This is a genomic window from Paenibacillus sp. FSL K6-1217, assembly GCF_045040735.1.
Taxonomy (GTDB): Bacteria; Bacillota; Bacilli; order Paenibacillales; family Paenibacillaceae; genus Paenibacillus_AQ.
On record NZ_CP150271.1, the window covers coordinates 6,020,992 to 6,038,409 of the forward strand.

A 17,418-nucleotide genomic window follows, 5' to 3' on the forward strand; every position below is an offset into this window, starting at 1 on the left:
TTGTTTGAAATATAAGAAATTATATGTTTCACACAATAACTTATCCTTCTATTTCTCGCTGAAACGTTACCGTCCTTCAAAAGGACGGCAAAGCCGTTTCCACTTGTTGCGGGCGAAAGCTCGCTTTTTGTAAAATAAGGAAGAACTCAGTGCAGATTCAAGAGGAGGACTTATGACTAGGAGACGAGACCCATTGAATAAAGAGCGCTTACTGGGGGAACTGGATGCCCTGGGGTATTCCGATAGGATCAAAACAATCACAGGACTAGGCCGCGATCACCTGGGGTCCCCGGAATACTCACAGTTACTTACCTCCTTACTTGAGGGCGGAGCTTATGAAGCGCGTCTGGCCCTGATGGGGGCAATAGCCACACTGGATGCTCCTGTGATCCGGGCTGCGCTCCGTCATCCTATGGCGAGCATCAGGAATACGGCGGCTGGACTGCTGCCCAAAGTCGCCTCAGCCGAAGCGATTGAAGGCGAGCTTCCCGATCTGTCACAGGACTGCCGCCGCAAGCTGCTGCGCACGGTTGCCCTGATGAACCGCCAGGAGCTGGCGGAACGGCTATTGCCAGTGGTACAGGTCCGGTGGGGCCTGGAGGAGGCAGCAATTGTGCTGCAGGCTTGCTCTGCGGAAACCGTCCGCGCGCGGCTGGCTGAGCTGGGGTACGCCATTAAGGATTGGAAAAAGCTGGCCAGCCGCCATCTGGAGGTGGTCGCTGAGTATTTCACCCGTGCGCTGGAAGATAGCCCGCTGAGGGCCAGGGGGATGGTCTGGTCGCGGTTCTCCTCCGCGATGGAGCATCTGTGTAACCACAAGCCAGACCTTGTGCTGGCCTGTGCGGTGAACCATGGGCCGGCAGACGGGCTGCCTCCTGCGCTTAAAGCGAATCTCGGCACACTGATGCGACTTAGACCGGACGCGGTATATGAGCTGCTGATCCGGACGCAGATGCGTAGTGAGCTTATGACTTATGGTGTGCCTGAAGCTGTGCTCAAGCGGGCGAAGCTCCTCTCTATGGACCAGTGGTCGCAGCTTGCCAAGCTGCTGGCGGACGAGCCCTACCATGTGGCGCGGCTGCTGGAGCATCTTGCGCCGTCCTGGCGCCAGGAGATTTTCGAAGCTGCGTATGAGGAGGAGAAGCGCCGGGAGTGGATTTTCCCGGAGCAGCTACTGTATGTATTGCCGCATGCACTGCGTGATCAGGAAGCCGCCCGCATGCTGGACCTGCGTGAGATCAGGGAGAACCGGGAGCGCACCCTGCGTATCACCGCCGCCCGCTCGATTCTTCAGGTCAGAGAGCAGCTGGAGCAGGCAATCCGGGTATCGAATGCAGATGAACGCGCTACGGCGTTGATGCAGCTGATCCGCAGTACGGTGCTGGCAAGACAGGGCATGGATGCTACATTGCTGACCTTAGGCCGCATCCGCAATGATCAGGACCCTGTGCGGGGAGCGGTATTCAAGGAGCTGTCGGAGAGTCCGGCGTCCGTGTATGAGGCTGCCCATGTCCCGGCGCTTACTGTGCTGGTGGATAGTGTGATCGATGCCCGGGACACCTCTTATGGTACGAGGTACTCTGTGCAGCAATTGGCTTTCTCAATGCTGCGCCATTATGCGGCGGAGCCGGGCGGGGAGCTGTTCACCTTCGCCCTGAACACGCTCCAGAAGCTGGCGAAGCAGGATGGGCAGCTCTCGCTGCCGTCTTTGGAGAAGAATATGCCGAAGGGCGTTGAAGAAATCATCTTTGAGGGCATCTATTCCTACGCTGCGCAAGCGGGTAAGAGAGAAAATTACAATCTGGTGCTGAGTCTGGCGGGTTCTTTTGGCAAAAGGGGGTACGGCATCGTCAAGCTGCAGCAGCTCTTGCGGGAAGCGACCCGGGCCAAAGCAGAGGGAACCGCGATCCGGGCAACCCGGCTCTGGCTGGAGCCGCTGCAGACACGGGATGAACGGGTGAAGGAGCTGCTGGATGCAGATCCATCGTATATTTCCATCTACGAGGTGTTTCAGCATCTGCATCTGAAGCGTCAGGAATGGCTGGACCCTTATATTTCAGGTTTTGCCGTCAAGGGCAAATTCCTCTCGGGCAAAACAGTCTATCTGGTTCCGGCTGCGGACGGATTCCACCGGTGGCTGCCACGCCAGCAGGAGGCGTACGGCTCCCTGTTAAGCACGATTGCCTTCGGTCCCAAGTACAGCCTGTTCGAGCGCTCCAGAGCGATCAGAATTACGGCCAGCATGCCGGATGTGAACCCGGAGCGGCTGTATGAGCTTGTTCAGGACCCGGAGGTGGCTGTGGCGGAGGCGGCACTTCACGCGCTGTCCCTGACGGAGGAGCCGGAGAACGCCCTGCCTGTACTGCTGGAGCATCTGGGTGGCGACCGGGCCCGTGTGGCGATGTACTCCATCCCAAGGTGTATCCGCCGGGTCAGTCCGGTGCTGCTGTCCCGGGTGCTGAAGGAGCTGCTGAGCCGTGAGAAGCTGAAGATCACCGTCCGCAAGGAAGCCGTCCGCCTGCTCGGTGCGTATAGAATTGAGAATAGCCTTCCGCTGCTCTTGAACGAATTCGCGAAGCCTAATGTGCACAAGGATGTAGTGATTGCTATAGGACATGCTGCCAGAGGCCTGCTGGATGATGAACGGAGCTGGGAGGCGCTGCGCGCCATCGCTGCTTCTCCAGAGCGTGATATCGCCGTGAGCTTGTTGTCCCAGCAGCCTGATGCGCTTCCGCTTGTCTACAGACGGTGTTATCTGGACTTGATTATAGAGATTGCCGATCATCCGGATGCATCTGTCAGCAGCCAGGCCTATGGTTCCATGAAGAGGTGGACTAATGGTTACGAAGGCACCGTTGCCGCGGCTGCGGCTCAGGCGGTTACGGATCTGGAGGACAGCCCCAGCTGGGAATTTGCGATGCTGACACTGATTGAAGCCGCCCGGGACGGCAAGGCTAATGCGGTTGTGGCCGATATCTGCCGGAAGCTGACGGCTGCCGCGATCAGGCAGGAATGGAATGCGGCGGCGGACAGAGATCTGCCGCACCGGCAACGCTTGCAGGTGCTCATCGGGCAGCTTACCGGTCTGCCCAAGAGTACCAGGGTACAGCTTACCCCGTTGTACCTGGAGCTGGCCGATATTCTGGCCGCCGATGAGACGTTACTACAGCTTGTTCTGGCCTTGTATATTGCAGTGATTGATTGGAGTAACGTAGCGGAAGCGTCCGATTATATGAAACGGGTCGCACAGGCGGTAACCCGCCAGCCGCAGCTCTTAAGCGGGTTATACAGCGGGATTGCCGCTAACTTGGAGGACAGCGCCGGATACTGGACGCCGGAGACGCTGCTTGCGATTGTGGATGTGCTGCGGGCAGAACCGTCTTACGAAGCTCCGTATCTCGGATTGTCCTTGCTGGAAGCAGCGGGAACCGCGCTTCGCTGGAGCCCGGAACCGGCAGAGCGTCTGCGGGAGTACAGGAATCACGCGAATCCCGCAGTCCGCACGCAGGCGCTGAACCATTGGACGGCGAAGGAGTCCCGGCTGTTCATGCTATAGCCGCATATGCAGGATAGGCCAAGGCTTACCTTGTTCATCGTGATCAGACCGGTCATAGACGCGGAAGCCTAAATGTTCGTAGAATCCGGCAGCCTGGGGATTGTCCTCATTCACATCCACAGCATGCACATGCAGAGCGTGTATGGCGTAAGTGACCAGCGCTTTGCCGATCCCCTGCCCCCGGGCAGCCGGATCTACGAACAGCATTTCAATCTTCTGCTCCTGAATGCCGATGAAGCCGAGGAGATGCCTATCGGGATGGGTAACTGCAAGCAAATGGGGGATGGCTGCAATGCCTTGCAGCACTAAGGGGCGCAGTTCTTCAATATCCTGCGGGGTGAGGAACAGGTGCGTAGCCCGCACAGCACTCTCCCAGATGCCCAGCAGCTCTTGAGAGACGGTCTGATTTCGGTCTGTAATCTCTTGAATCGGGTTCATTGGTTTCTCCTTGGCTGATTTTTTTTGATTATAACATACCCCTTGCAGCAAGAAGCTGAACGGAGGTCATCACTGAGCGAAGGCGGTTCAAGCTTTCGATCACGGACGATCCGAAAAGAATAATGACGAGACTCCCAATCATTGCTACAATATAGATACAATAGTGAAATTTTTCACAAATAAAGCAGCCAGATGATTGCAAAAAAGGGTGCGATTGAATATTATATTTATATAGATTATAAAGTACATTTGTAAAAGTCAGGGGAATCCGTATGGCGACACATCGCTTGAACAGTATGGAAGTTAAAAAGATGAACCGGAACGCCATCTACCGATACCTGTATCACCGTGAATCCACTTCCATTCAGGAGATTGCGCAGGCGCTTAATCTAAGTCTTCCCACCGTAACACAGAATCTCAAGGAGCTGCAGGAACGCGGGCTGATCGAGGAGACCGGGCTGTATGAATCTACCGGAGGCCGTAAGGCCAAGTCGATGGCCTGTAACAGTGTGGCGGGATATGCCGTCGGGCTGGATGTTACCCTGAACCATGTGGGGATCGTCATCATTGACCTGAGCGGCAGAATTATTAAGAATGTCAGGAATCATTATCCGTTTGCGAATGAGGAGACCTACTTCCAGGGGGTAGGCAAGCTGGTGGAGGAGTTCATAGAGGATTGTCAGCTGGACCGCAGCCGGATTCTGGGCGTAGGCATTGCCCTGCCCGCGATTCTGTCCGGTGACCGGCAGACAGTGAGCTATGCTACAGTCATCGATTTCAAGGGAGGCAGTGTCCGGCGGTTCGCCGAATACATCCCGTACCCCTGCGTTCTGAGCAATGATGCGAATGCGGCGGGCCTCACTGAGCTATGGGGAGAGCAGGACATGCACAATGTGGTCTATCTGTCTCTTAACAATAGCGTAGGCGGTTCCATTATTGTCAGTAACCAGATCTATACGGGCGAGAATCACCGCAGCGGGGAGTTCGGGCATATGACGATTCTGCCTGAAGGGCGTACCTGCTACTGTGGACAGAAGGGCTGTGTAGATGCCTACTGTTCAGCGAGAATCCTCTCGGACAGCACAGGGGGCAGCATAGCGGAATTCTTCCGCCTCCTGGGAGAGGGCAAGGAGGAGCAGCAGGCCATCTGGCAGGAGTATCAGGGCTATCTGGTGATTACGGTGAATAACCTGCGGATGCTGTATGATTGCGATGTGATTCTCGGCGGCTATGCCGGAGCTTACATGGAGGAATACATCGATGATCTTCAGGCGCTGGCCGCGCGCAAGAACACCTTCGAGCAGGACGGCTCCTACCTTCGGGTCTGCAAATACAAGCTGGAAGCGACCGCTGTAGGCGCTGCTCTGGAGCTGGTAACGGAATTTATCGACAGCATCTAGGTCCAGGTTGATTGTACTCAAATCTAATCCAATCTCTGTTTTCCCCGCTCCTCCGGAAGAGGGACGTTGCTGCAACTGCGGCCCTGTCCTTCTCCGGGGGATTTTTTGTTGCCTGCTGCCCTGAGCATGCCGTCTTTTGAATGCAGTACATTTGCTTTTAAATTTATGTTGACTTCATTCCATTTCAGATTATAATCTTATTAATAGCGTTTTATAAAAGTTATTTATATAAGATGCTCATATAAGATTCGACAGCTTCAAACTCAGTTCATCACTTACTACATGGATGACTGAAGTTTCACTGTTGCTCGTGCTGGGATTTATAGAGCACGCTAATGTCTCTGAGGAGGAGAAACGGATGAAGAACAGAGCTTTTTATATGACAGATCTGAAGCAAATGGCAATGAAGGAAATCGGCATGCCTGTGGCCGGGGAGGGCGAGGTGATTGTGAAGCTGGAGGTTGTCGGCATCTGCGGCTCGGATGTGCATTACCTGGAGCATGGCCGGATCGGTGATTTCGTAGTGGACGGAGATTTCATCCTGGGTCATGAATGCGCCGGAGAAGTGGTGGAGCTTGGCCCCGGGGTGAAGCAGCTGAAGGTGGGGGACCGGGTGGCCCTGGAGCCTGGGGTGACCTGCGGCCAGTGCGAATTCTGCAAAAGCGGCAAATATAATCTGTGCCCGGATGTACAGTTTCTGGCGACTCCGCCTTATCACGGCTGCCTGATGGACTATATTGCTTTTCCAGAGAACATGGCGTTCAAGCTGCCGGGTAATGTCTCCTCGGAAGAGGGGGCGCTAGTGGAGCCGCTGGCGGTGGGACTCCATGCTGCGGCGCAGGGCGGGATTAAGCTGGGGGACCGGGTTGTGATTCTGGGAGCAGGCTGTATCGGACTGGTTACCCTGCTGGCCTGCAAGGCTTATGGCGCAACGGACATTATCGTGGTAGACATCATTGAGAAGCGGCTGGAGGCAGCGATGAAGCTGGGGGCCTCGCAGGTCATCAACGCCAAGCAGGAGAATGTGCTGGAGGTCATTGCTGCATTAACGGACGGCCAAGGCGTGGATAAGGTGATTGAGACCGCAGGAAGCGAGCATACCGTGAAGCAGACGCCCTATCTGGTCAAAAGAGGCGGAACCATTGTCCTCGTTGGCCTCGCAGCCAAGGATATCATCGACTTCGACTTCATGCAGATTATGTTCAAGGAAGCCGACATCAAGTCGGTATTCCGGTACCGCAACCTGTATCCGGCAGCCATCGGAGCCATCGCGGACGGCAAGATTGACGTCAAGGGCATCGTGACCCACGAATTCGACTTCGAGCAGACGCAGCAAGCGTTCGATTTCGTGATCGGCAATAAGGAGGATGTGGTCAAGGCAGTCATCCGGATGGGCTGAAGAGACTTATAGGAGCGCTTATCAGCGCTTAGGAGAAATTAGGAGTGCCAGTGCAAAGCTGTCCCGTACCGGGGTGGCTTTTTTGGATTGTAGCGGGGAGCCGCGAGGGCATCATAAATTGTTACATCGTTCACCTTTTAAGGTCATTTTGCGCGTATTCGTCCCAATAATTTCATAATACCAATAAAAATTGGGGGTTAATCTTTAGTTTGCAGAGAGAAATGTAAACGCTTACTAGATATAATCATCTCGAAAGGAGGACAAGTAAATATATGGGATAACCCTCAGGATAAGTTATATTCTGCGGGGAGAAGCAAGCTGCAAGCAAACACATTATAATCGGGAGGTAATCATTTATGTTTAAAATGAAAAAGAAACTTCTAACGGTATTAATGACAGCGGCAATGAGCTTCAGCGCGTTCGCAGCAACTGCAGGCGCAACAGATTATTGGCAGAACTGGACCGATGGCGGCGGAACTGTGAATGCGGTGAACGGATCGGGCGGGAATTACAGTGTGAATTGGTATAACACCGGGAACTTCGTAGTCGGTAAAGGCTGGACCTACGGCACGGCGAACCGGGTCGTGAACTATAACGCGGGTGTCTTTGCACCTTCCGGCAACGGTTATCTGACCTTCTACGGCTGGACCCGGAATGCCCTTATTGAATATTACGTGGTAGACAGCTGGGGGACTTACAGACCTACCGGCCAGTATAAAGGTACTGTGAACAGTGACGGAGGCACCTATGATATCTATACCACGATGCGTTACGATGCCCCATCCATCGACGGGAATGCCACGTTCCCGCAGTACTGGAGTGTAAGACAGTCGAAAAGACCGACCGGAAGCAATGTTCAGATCACGTTCAGCAACCACGTGAATGCCTGGAAGAGCAAAGGGATGAATCTGGGCAGCAACTGGTCTTACCAGGTACTGGCGACCGAAGGGTACCAGAGCAGCGGCAGCTCCAATGTAACTGTGTGGTAAGGGACAAGCTGATCGGTATCATGCCGGTTCCGGCAGTCGCGTAAGCTCAGCTAACCGTTGACAGGCTAAGGCCGGCCGGGTGTACAAGCTGCCGGCCTTATCATTTTCACGCACCGATCTGCGCTTAGATCCTGTATCTTGCCCATCTGTTCAAAGGAGAGCTATTCATGAGAAAACCATTAACGATTCTGATTCTGTGTATGGCAATCGCGGGGATTGCCGGTGCCTGCTCGCAGGAGAAGCCTGCCAAGGATGAGCGTTTAGTACGGGTTGAAGGCGGTACTTTTAAAGATACGAAATCCAATTATTACGGAACCGAGATGACCCTCCCGGACTTCTACATCGGTAAATACGAGGTCACCCAGCAAGAATGGATGGAAGTGATGAAGAGTAACCCCTCGCAGTTCCAGGGGGACAAGCTGCCGGTCGAGAGCGTAACCTGGTATGATGCCGTGGAGTATTGCAATGAGCGGAGTGTGAAGGAAGGCCTGGCCCCCTATTATAATATAGACAAGAATGCGGTCGATCCGAATAATACAAGTGACCGGGATTTCATGAAATGGACTGTAACGGCCAATGAAGGGGCGGACGGCTACCGTCTGCCGACAGAAGCCGAGTGGGAATATGCAGCAGGCGGAGGCCGGATGAGCAATAGCAGCCCGTATAGCGGAAGCAGCAATCCGGAGGAGGTAGCCTGGTACTGGAGGAACTCCGGCGATCAGTTCCTGACCGGGGACTGGAACTGGCCGGCGATTGAGAACAATCATGGCCAGCCGAGAAATACCGGGCTCAAGCAGCCCAATGAGCTGGGACTGTACGATATGTCAGGCAACGTAAGGGAATGGTGCTGGAACTGGTATGGAGAGACGGATTCGAATAGCAAGACCGGCTCGGTCCGGCTGGTGAAGGGCGGCGGCTGGATTGGCGGGGTGAACAACACAGAGGTATCCTTCCGGGGCAAATTCGAGCCGAGCAGCCGGGGGAATGACCAGGGGTTTCGTGTGGTTCGTGCTGTAGCTGGCAAATGATTCACCCGTGCGTATTCACCAGGAACAGAAGTAGGACAGACTGGCAGCCCGCCTTCGGGGAGCCTTTCCGGCATGACCGCATCTATGGATACGGTGGCTGGAGAGGACCCGGAGGCTTTTTTGTAAGGCAAAACCGTTTCCGCTTGGCGCGTCCGAAGAATCCTTTCAACTTACATTCAGGTTCACTATGTATACTCCTCATATGGATTATGGCACATGCGAAGAAATCGCCGGACGCTGCCAATCAGGAGGGTATCATGGTAAAAGGAATCCAGCAAATCGTAACGCTCATCCTCGCCCTGTTCATCGGGCTGTTCATTGCTTCATCCTTCTTTCTCCGGGCGGAATATAATTATTCCCTGTATGGGGACCGGGCAGTGCTGGAAGGGCAGCAGCCGCTTGTGTTCCTGCTATGGATTGTGGTTGTTCTGGGACTGGGCTACGTGCTGTACAGACTCTCCCGGAAGCTTGAAGGGTACAGCCGGGCCAAGGTTATTCCCGCCGTTCTGCTGGTGTCTTGTATTATGCAGGCCGTGATTATTTTCCTGTTCACCCGCATGCCTACAGATGATTCACAGACGGTGCTGTCCCTGGCCTGGGCGATGCTCTATGACAAGGATTATTCCTCCTTCCAGTCAGGCGGATACCTCTACATGTTCCCTTTTAATTTCTCCTTCGTGCTGTATCTGAAGACGCTGCTGCTGCTGTTCCCGGACAATTATCTGGTGATCAAAAGCTTCAACATCCTGTTCTCGCTCGTAACCACGCTGGTTATCTATCTGCTCTGCCAAGAGCTGAAGCCCAAATCAGACCGGAAGGACTATGGTCTTCTGATTGTGGCTGCGACCTATATACCGGCTATGTTCATGAGCAACTTCATCTATAATGATGGAATTGCCACGGCTCTGCTCACCAGCGCGCTCTACTTCGGAGTCAGGTTCATCCGCATAAGATCCATGAAGGATATGCTGTTCGCGGCAGTACTGCTGACACTTGGCAACTACTTCCGCAGTATAGGTATGATCTTCCTGATTGCCATTGTTCTCAGTCTGCTCCTGAACCTGCGGGCGGTTGGCGTGAAAAGGATCATTGCCGCCATTGGCATAACGCTGCTGCTGTGGGGGCTTCCATCTTGGATCCAAAATGCGGCACTTCAGGCAACCGGAGTCGTGAGCGAATCGCCGTCTAGCCATTCCGCTCCAGTGTACATGTGGCTGAATATGGGGCTTAATCTGGAGACTCTCGGGTTCTAGGATGACCGGGAGAGCTATAATATCTACCAGCAGGAGGCCGGCTATAATAAAGCGGATAGTGTAGAACTGTTCAAGGCGTCCATCCGCAGCAAGCTCTCTGACGCGACCTTAACTGAGCTTGCAGGAATGTATTATAAAAAGCTGGTCTGGACCTGGACGGAAGGAACCTATCAGATAGAGCGCTACGGGATAGGAAATGAAGGAGCCTCCTCTATTGGCGGGAGGGGCAGCATGGTGATGGGCCATTACAGCTATTCCACCGCCGCAAGCAGACTGTTTGAAGGTGCTTCTATGTACCGGAGCGGCCTATTGTGGGCCTTATATGTCCAGAATTTCCTGATGTACGTCTTCATTCTGATCCGGCTAATCGGGGGATTGCGAGCTAAGCGCTTCGCGGAGACCCCGCTCCTTCTGGTGATTCTTGGCTTCATCGGGTTCTATCTGCTCTGGGAGATCAAGGCCAGATATCTGTATCCCGTATATCCGCTGCTGCTCGTCTTATCCTACTTGGGTGTTCAAGACGTATATGTACTGCTGACAGGCACAAGGACAAGGAGGTTCCATGATGCAGACTAAAAAATATTACATCCCCTTAATCATTAGTATGCTTAGCTGTTCGCTGCTGCTCACTTCCTGCGAAGCAATCACTGCCCAGAATATTACGAGTGCAGACTTCAACTCCCGGCCCGGCGGGTTCCCCGGCATGAACGGCGGCGGCACCAACTTTAAGGATGGGGGCAGGGGGATGGATCGGGAAGGCCCAGGAAGAAGGGGGACGCAAGGCACAGACGGGAGAGCAGGCGGTACGCAATAATTCCCGGGCAAGGGGGATGCCATTTTGCCGCAGCACCTCTATCTTGCTATGTCACTCTGCGACTATGTCACTCTGTCAGTCCCTCGGGGAAATACTTTTTCCACTTTCGGATCTTCGCCCGGAAGGTCTTGAACGGAGCAGCAGAGTTGATATGAATCCAGCGGGCCATCGGCCAGTCCTCCTTGCTTCCGGTCCACTTCCGTGCACCTTGGATAAATAGTTCCTCTTCCGTCAATGTGCCGATCCAGTCCAGCCACTGCTGCTCCGCTTGCCGGAAGAGTTCACGCAGTTCGGGCAGAGAGTACTCAGCATATTTACTGTAAAAGGATTGGTACAACCCGCCCAACTCATTCCACTTGTAATCCTCAGCGGGCATGGAGAAGGTCTGACCTTCCAGCTCCTTTTGATCCCAATCTCTCACCAGTTCCAGCCAGCCCAGCTGATAAGCGATGATCTCGGCAGGAGTTTTGTCCACCTCGGGAATGCGCGTATCCTTATATGTATTGTTAATTCCGTCATACTCGGCATCCAGGAGCAGGTACAGGGTATGGATCGTATCCATCAGTTCCTGCCGGGACGAGTATTCATAGCTTGCCATAACAATCACTCCTTTCCTTTGGTTATACCATAGGGTTGTGACAACAGTCTGTCCAGTTTACAATATTTGTACTGAATTGTAACATGAATGAACCGGAGGATTCAGCCATGAATGAGGAGTACAGAGAGCGGATCAGAAAGGTCATTGCCTACATAGAACAGAACAGCAGCCAGCCGCTCCGGCTGGATCAGTTGGCGGAGATCTCCCATTTCTCCAAATATCATTTCACCAGGATATTCACAGCCATTGCGGGCATGACGCCCATGGCTTTCGTAACCAGGAAGCGTATCGAGCGGGCACGGGTACTGCTGACTGAGACGGATCTGGCCATTCTGGAGATTGCGGGGGAGAGCGGGTTCGAATCGGTATCCGCGCTGAATGTCCATTTCAAACGGCATTTCGGCTGTACCCCCAGCAGGATCAGGACTAACGGGCGGAAACATAGCAATTTCCCGTCAGTCCTCAGCAATAAGCAGGCAGAGCCGGTGCCCCTGGCGGATTACAATAGAACAGAAGGTAATCCGCTGTTAAGGAGGGCATGGGACAGTATGGTAGAACTCAGAGAAATCACGGAGGTTGAGGTTGCGTATGTCCGGCATATTGGAAGTTATCTGGACACGCATAACGCATGGGACAAGCTCAGCCACTGGTCTGCTCAGCAAGGGCTCCATCCGGCGAATCAGCAGTTCATCGGAATCTCACTGGATGACACTGAATATGTCGATGAGTCCGTCTGCCGCTATGATGCTTGCATCACACTCCCGGACGGGTTCAAGCGGGACGCCCAGCGGAAGGAGGTCGAATACAAAACATTATCCGGCGGGCTGTATGCGGTGTATTCGTACTATGATACGGTAGATAGATTTGTCCTTGCGTACGATACCATGTTCAGCGTATGGTTACCCCGCAGCGGCTATGAGGCCGATGACCGGCCATGTCTTGAATTCTGTCTGAATGATCCTGCGCAAGACCCGCAGGGCAAGTGCATGGTTGGTCTGTACGTCCCCATTAGGCCAAGCGCCTAAGGATCAGAGAAGGGAGTGCCCCGGGTGAAGCTGGAGATTGTGTTTGACCAGTTCCCTGTCCTAAGGTCAGAGGAGCTTGTATTGGGCAAGATTGAGGAGCAGCATCTGGACGAACTGTTCGGGATTTACAGCAATGACCATGTATTCGAATATTGCGGGATTATCCCCAAGCACAATAAGGCTACGGTGAAGAGTATGATCGGTCATTATGAACGGGATTATGGCAAAAGATCGCGGATCAAGTGGGGCATCTTCGCCGCAGAGGATGACACGCGACTGCTCGGCATTATTGAAGCCTGCGACTTCAACCAGAAGGTGAACATGGTGACCATCGGCTACTTCCTCGCGGAAGCCGAGTGGGGGAAGGGCCTCGCCTCCAGGGCCGTTGAGCTGTTGACAGCATTCCTGTTCCAGCAGGCTCAGGTGAACAGAATTCAGGCGGAAGTGATGCTGAATAATGAGCCCTCCAAGAAGGTGCTGCTGAAGAACGGATATGTCAAGGAAGGGATGCTGCGGCAAGCGGCCCTTTGGTCCGGCAAAGGGGTTGTCGATCTGGAGATTTACAGCATGTTGAGGGAAGAGTATATGAAATTTCTACAACCGGACCATAAGGCTCTTATCTTTTGAAAAAGACAGCTTTATCGCACGCACGCGGACTGAGAGGCCGTTATAAGGCCAGCTGGTGATGGAAATGAGGCAAGAGCGACTAGTTAAGGGCATGTGAGTCCGCTTAGCCCGCAAAATGGTGCAATTTACAGGAATAGCGGCTCTCCAGTCCGCATGGATCGCAGCAGGAGTATCCGTATTGCTTAATTGCACGAAATTGAGAAAGCCAGCAATAGTAGTCTTAGGCGGTAATGGGTCTTGCGCACGGAACTATTCTTCACTGAATATATGCTGTATCGTCCACCCAAGCACGCCAAAAACCGCAGACAGGGGAGAAGCCCTGCTGCGGTTTTTGGCGATTTCTTATTTGAACCTATATAAATTGAACTTAAAATAAACAGACAGGGAAAAGTGGCGGAAGAGAATTTTGGCACTGTAGGAGCGTCAGCGTCCGCTTGAAAGCTTTCCGCAGGAAAGCTCGCATCGTAAGCATCAGCTGTCACCGGATTTCTACCGCTAGTAGCGGTTCAAATTAATTCAAGAAATCTGGGGACAACAGCTGCCGGAGGGCCAAACATTCTCTGGAGTCACGGCAATCCCAAAACTGAAAACTACAAGTACAATCTATATAGCCTTATTCTGTGTTGCACCTCAGGCTTCCATCTTCTGCGCCGTATACAGCCGGTGATACAGGCCGCGGCGGGCGATCAGCTCGTCATGGGAGCCGCTCTCGGCAATGCCCTTGTTCGAGACATACATGATCCGGTCGCAGTTCTTCACCGTAGACAGGCGGTGCGCGATGATGAACGAGGTGCGTCCCTTGAGCAACTCATTCAGCCCCTTCTGGAGCAGACGCTCGGTCTGCGCATCAATGGAGGAGGTGGCTTCATCCAGGATCAGAATCCGCGGGTTCGCGAGCAGCGTCCGGGCGAACGAGATCAGCTGCCGCTGTCCCTGGGAGAGCTTGGAGCCGCGCTCATTCACCTCTGTCTGGTAGCCCTGGTCAAATTCGCGGATGAAGTCGTCGGCACAGACCGCCTTCGCTGCGGCAATGACCTCCTCTTCGGTAGCATCCGGTCTGCCATAGCGGATGTTATCCAGAATGGTTCCCGAGAAGATGAAGCTGTCCTGCAGCATAATCCCCATCTGTCCGCGCAGCGATTTCAGCGTGATCTGCGAGATGTCCTGGCCGTCGATCAGAATGCGTCCGCCGGTCAGATTATAGAAGCGCGAGATCAGGTTGACGACCGTCGTTTTGCCGGCACCGGTCGGGCCGACCAGAGCGATGCTCTCTCCGGCTGCGACCTCAAGCGAGATATTCTCTAGAATATTCAGGCCCGGATCATAGGCGAAGGTGACATCGTCGAAGGTAACCCGGCCCTGAACGGGCGGAAGGGCCTTAGCGCCGGGGATATCGCTGACAGTCACCGGCTCATCCAGCGTCTCGAAGATCCGCTCCAGATAAGCTACTGCATTGATGAAGTTGTTGTACAGGTTCGAGAGATTCAAGATCGGCTGCCAGAAGCGGGCCGCGTAGCTGCTCATGGCGAGGATAACGCCAAGAGTCATGCTCTGCGGGTCCAGGGTCAGCAGGCCGACCAGGAAGATCATAGCCGTAACCATAGTAGACAGGTTATCGACACTGAATGGAATCAGCAGGTTGTAACGCTGCGCCTTCATCCATGCGGTGCGGAAATTGCCTGCCAGACGGGTGAAGATCCCTTCATTACGCGTCTCCCGGGAGAACATCTGCGTGACACCGATGCCGCTAATGCTCTCCTGCAGATAGGCATTCAGATTGGAGCTTTTGTTCGATACGGCCTGCCAGGCCCGGCGCTGCCGGGTCTTGATCAGCAGCATGACGCCGAGGAAGACAGGCAGTCCGGCAAGAATGATGAGGGAGAGCCGGACATCCACGGCGAACATGAACACAGCGATGAAGATCAGATTCACAATTTCCAGGATGAAGTTAATAATTCCGTTGGATAACACATCGGATACCGCATTGACATAGTTCACGACCCGGATCAGGATCTTGCCCTGTGGCCGGTCATCGTAATATTTGAAGGGCAGATCCTGCAGATGCTTGAACAAATCTGTGCGGATATCGAAGATAATATCCTGTCCGACACTTGTCATAATCCGTGAGCGGATCGTAGCGAGAATTACGCTGACCACGATAGTCGCCAGCATTAGCATGGACCAGCCTACCAGCGGCCCCATGGCTTTGGCCGGAATGGTGACGTCCACCACATGCTGCATAATAAGCGGTGCTGACAGGGCGATAGCCGCCGACAATGCACTAAGCACAAATGCGATAAGCATCGGCTTTTTTTTGCGTCTGATATAGACCATGGCCCGCCGGAAATGCTTGATATTAAACGGCGATTCCAGATTCTCATCGACATCGAATTTATTCCTGGCCACTCTCGGTCACCTGCCTTCCAATACCCTCGTTCTGCAGCATAAATACATCATAATAGTAGCCCCGCTTCGCCAGCAGCTCGGCGTGGGTGCCTTCCTCAATCAGACGGCCGCCCTCCAGAATAAGAATGCGGTCCGCCTGGGCGGTGGTCGATACCCGCTGCGCAATGATGATCTTCGTGCAGGGGTACTCCAGCTCGCGCAGGCTCCGCTGAATATGCTCCTCCGTCTCCAGATCGACAGCAGAGGTCGTATCATCCAGGATCAGGATCGGACGGCGGACCGCCAGAGCTCTGGCAAGCGCAATGCGCTGCTTCTGCCCCCCGGATAATCCGACGCCGCGTTCCCCGACCACGGTATCATATCCCTCAGGCATTTTGACAATGAAGTTATGGGCAGCGGCGAGGCCTGCAAAAGCCTTAGCATCCTCCTCCGGAAGCTCCGGATCGCCATAAGCGATGTTGCCGTCAATGGTATCGGAGAACAGGAGCACATCCTGTGTCGCCATACCGATATTACCGCGGAGTTCATCCAGCTCCAGCTCCCGGACATCTCTGCCGTCTACCAGCACACGTCCTCCGGCTACATCATAGAACCGGGGAATGAGGTTGATCAGCGAGGTTTTGCCGGAGCCGGTTGCGCCCATAATCGCAATGGTCTCACCGGGCTCAATCGTGAAGCTTACATCATCCAGCACGGTAGCGCTGTCATATTTGAACCGTACATGGTCGAATTCAATCCGTCCCTCGTAGCGGCGCTGCTCTATCTTATTATGATGGTTGACAATCGCAGGCCGGGCATAATAGAGATCGATGATTTTGGACAAGCTGGCAAAGAAACGCTGAATATCATTAATGATGATCCCGATATTGCGCATAGGATTCGAAACCGCCCAGATTAGTGATGAGAAAGCCGTGAATTCACCGAAGGTAATCCGGCCCTCCATCACGAAGTAGCCGCCGGCCAGCATCAGCACCACATTGAAGCCTTGAGCGAAGGTCTCCAGATAAGGGAAGTAGTCAAGCCAGACGAGAGCTGCTTTTTTGTTCGCCACAGCGTAATTGACGTTCTTCTCTGTGAATTTCTCAATTTCAAACGCTTCACGGGCAAAAGCCTTGACCACACGGTTCCCGGAAATATTCTCCTGGGTCGTCGTGTTGAGCTGGGACAGCCGTTCACGCAGGTCGATGTACATCGGGCGCACTTTTTTGGCGAAGATGAAGGCCACGACGAAGATCGGCGGCGACAGGATCAGCATCCACAGCGTCAGCTGGACATCAATAGTAAGGAAATAAATCACAGCCGCCAGGAAAATCGTCAGCGATTCAATAATCGTCTTGAAAATCCACGCCATCGAGTGCCGCACCATATCCAGGTCGCCTGTCATCTTGGTCATCAGGTCGCCGGTACGGTTGCGGTCGTAATACTCACGGTCCTGACCCTGAATCTTGTTGTACAGATAAATGCGGATGTTGTACATCATGTTCTGCGAAGACATTTCGTACTGCATCGTCGTGAAATATGCCAGCCCGGTGCGGAGCAGCGAGAAACCGATCATGCCCAGGCAGAGTGCAATGAGCAGTCCGCGTCCGGTAGCAAGATTCTGTCCTGCATGGTCGCCGGCAATGAACGTATCGACGATACGCTGGCTGATGTAGGGGTTCACAATCGTAAGACTAGAGCCCACTACCGAGAGGCAGAGTGCCACGACATACCGTGCCCGGTTGCCTTCCAGGTTCTGCCACAGCCATTTGAGTTCAAACATTTGATCACCTGTTTCCTGTTGTTCTTGATAAATAAACACAGTGATTATAACACTATGGTTCAGAATGTATAGGTTTTCGGGCAAATTTTTATTACAATTCGCAAAACTTTTTGCTGGAGTAAT

Annotated in this window: 14 protein-coding genes; 10 read left to right on the forward strand and 4 right to left on the reverse strand. The window is 53.7% G+C overall.

Going from position 1 to position 17,418, the window contains the following annotated elements; all coding sequences use genetic code 11:
- Window positions 1–193: 193 nt before the first annotated feature.
- Complete coding sequence (locus MHH28_RS26570; RefSeq protein WP_405107169.1) at window positions 194–3,556, forward strand: HEAT repeat domain-containing protein; 3,363 nt, start codon at window positions 194–196, stop codon at window positions 3,554–3,556.
- Here the strand turns inward: MHH28_RS26570 and MHH28_RS26575 are convergent.
- Window positions 3,551–3,994 carry an acetyltransferase gene (locus MHH28_RS26575; protein WP_405107172.1) on the reverse strand — a complete coding sequence of 148 codons (444 nt, stop codon included), beginning with the start codon at window positions 3,992–3,994 and terminating at the stop codon, window positions 3,551–3,553. The two genes, MHH28_RS26570 and MHH28_RS26575, sit on opposite strands and share 6 nt — an antisense overlap.
- A gap of 272 nt (window positions 3,995–4,266) precedes the next feature.
- Here MHH28_RS26575 and MHH28_RS26580 point away from each other — a divergent pair, with 272 nt between their 5' ends.
- The 7 genes from MHH28_RS26580 (at window position 4,267) to MHH28_RS26610 (ending at window position 10,877) form a co-directional block, all read left to right on the forward strand.
- Entirely contained in the window at window positions 4,267–5,394 is a 1,128-nt protein-coding gene (locus MHH28_RS26580) for an ROK family protein (protein WP_405107175.1), read from the forward strand.
- A gap of 358 nt (window positions 5,395–5,752) precedes the next feature.
- Complete coding sequence (locus tag MHH28_RS26585) at window positions 5,753–6,793, forward strand: NAD(P)-dependent alcohol dehydrogenase (RefSeq protein ID WP_405107178.1); 1,041 nt, start codon at window positions 5,753–5,755, stop codon at window positions 6,791–6,793.
- A gap of 356 nt (window positions 6,794–7,149) precedes the next feature.
- On the forward strand, window positions 7,150–7,782 hold the full coding sequence (locus MHH28_RS26590) for a glycoside hydrolase family 11 protein (protein ID WP_405107181.1): 633 nt from the start codon (window positions 7,150–7,152) through the stop codon (window positions 7,780–7,782).
- A 167-nt stretch (window positions 7,783–7,949) separates the two neighbouring features.
- Complete coding sequence (locus MHH28_RS26595) at window positions 7,950–8,810, forward strand: formylglycine-generating enzyme family protein (RefSeq protein ID WP_405107184.1); 861 nt, start codon at window positions 7,950–7,952, stop codon at window positions 8,808–8,810.
- Between the two features lie 257 nt (window positions 8,811–9,067).
- Entirely contained in the window at window positions 9,068–10,063 is a 996-nt protein-coding gene (locus MHH28_RS26600; RefSeq protein ID WP_405107187.1) for a glycosyltransferase family 39 protein, read from the forward strand.
- Window positions 10,064–10,189: 126 nt separating this feature from the next.
- Window positions 10,190–10,639: a hypothetical protein gene (locus MHH28_RS26605; protein ID WP_405107190.1), complete on the forward strand. Its 450-nt coding sequence runs from the start codon at window positions 10,190–10,192 to the stop codon at window positions 10,637–10,639.
- Window positions 10,626–10,877, forward strand: coding sequence for a hypothetical protein (locus MHH28_RS26610; protein ID WP_405107193.1), 252 nt, complete (start codon window positions 10,626–10,628; stop codon window positions 10,875–10,877). Before MHH28_RS26605 ends, MHH28_RS26610 begins: the two co-directional genes overlap by 14 nt.
- Window positions 10,878–10,944: 67 nt before the next feature.
- Here MHH28_RS26610 and MHH28_RS26615 read toward each other — a convergent pair whose 3' ends face one another.
- On the reverse strand, window positions 10,945–11,475 hold the full coding sequence (locus tag MHH28_RS26615; protein ID WP_405107196.1) for a ClbS/DfsB family four-helix bundle protein: 531 nt from the start codon (window positions 11,473–11,475) through the stop codon (window positions 10,945–10,947).
- 107 nt (window positions 11,476–11,582) lie between these two features.
- Here MHH28_RS26615 and MHH28_RS26620 point away from each other — a divergent pair, with 107 nt between their 5' ends.
- Complete coding sequence (locus MHH28_RS26620) at window positions 11,583–12,500, forward strand: GyrI-like domain-containing protein (RefSeq protein ID WP_405107198.1); 918 nt, start codon at window positions 11,583–11,585, stop codon at window positions 12,498–12,500.
- Window positions 12,501–12,524: 24 nt separating this feature from the next.
- Window positions 12,525–13,127, forward strand: a complete 603-nt coding sequence (locus MHH28_RS26625) for a GNAT family N-acetyltransferase (protein WP_405107201.1) — start codon at window positions 12,525–12,527, stop codon at window positions 13,125–13,127.
- A gap of 630 nt (window positions 13,128–13,757) precedes the next feature.
- Here the strand turns inward: MHH28_RS26625 and MHH28_RS26630 are convergent.
- Both MHH28_RS26630 and MHH28_RS26635 read right to left on the reverse strand, forming a co-directional pair.
- Entirely contained in the window at window positions 13,758–15,533 is a 1,776-nt protein-coding gene (locus tag MHH28_RS26630; protein ID WP_405107204.1) for an ABC transporter ATP-binding protein, read from the reverse strand.
- Complete coding sequence (locus tag MHH28_RS26635; RefSeq protein WP_405107207.1) at window positions 15,520–17,295, reverse strand: ABC transporter ATP-binding protein; 1,776 nt, start codon at window positions 17,293–17,295, stop codon at window positions 15,520–15,522. The genes MHH28_RS26630 and MHH28_RS26635 overlap by 14 nt, the downstream gene beginning before the upstream one ends.
- Window positions 17,296–17,418: the final 123 nt, after the last annotated feature.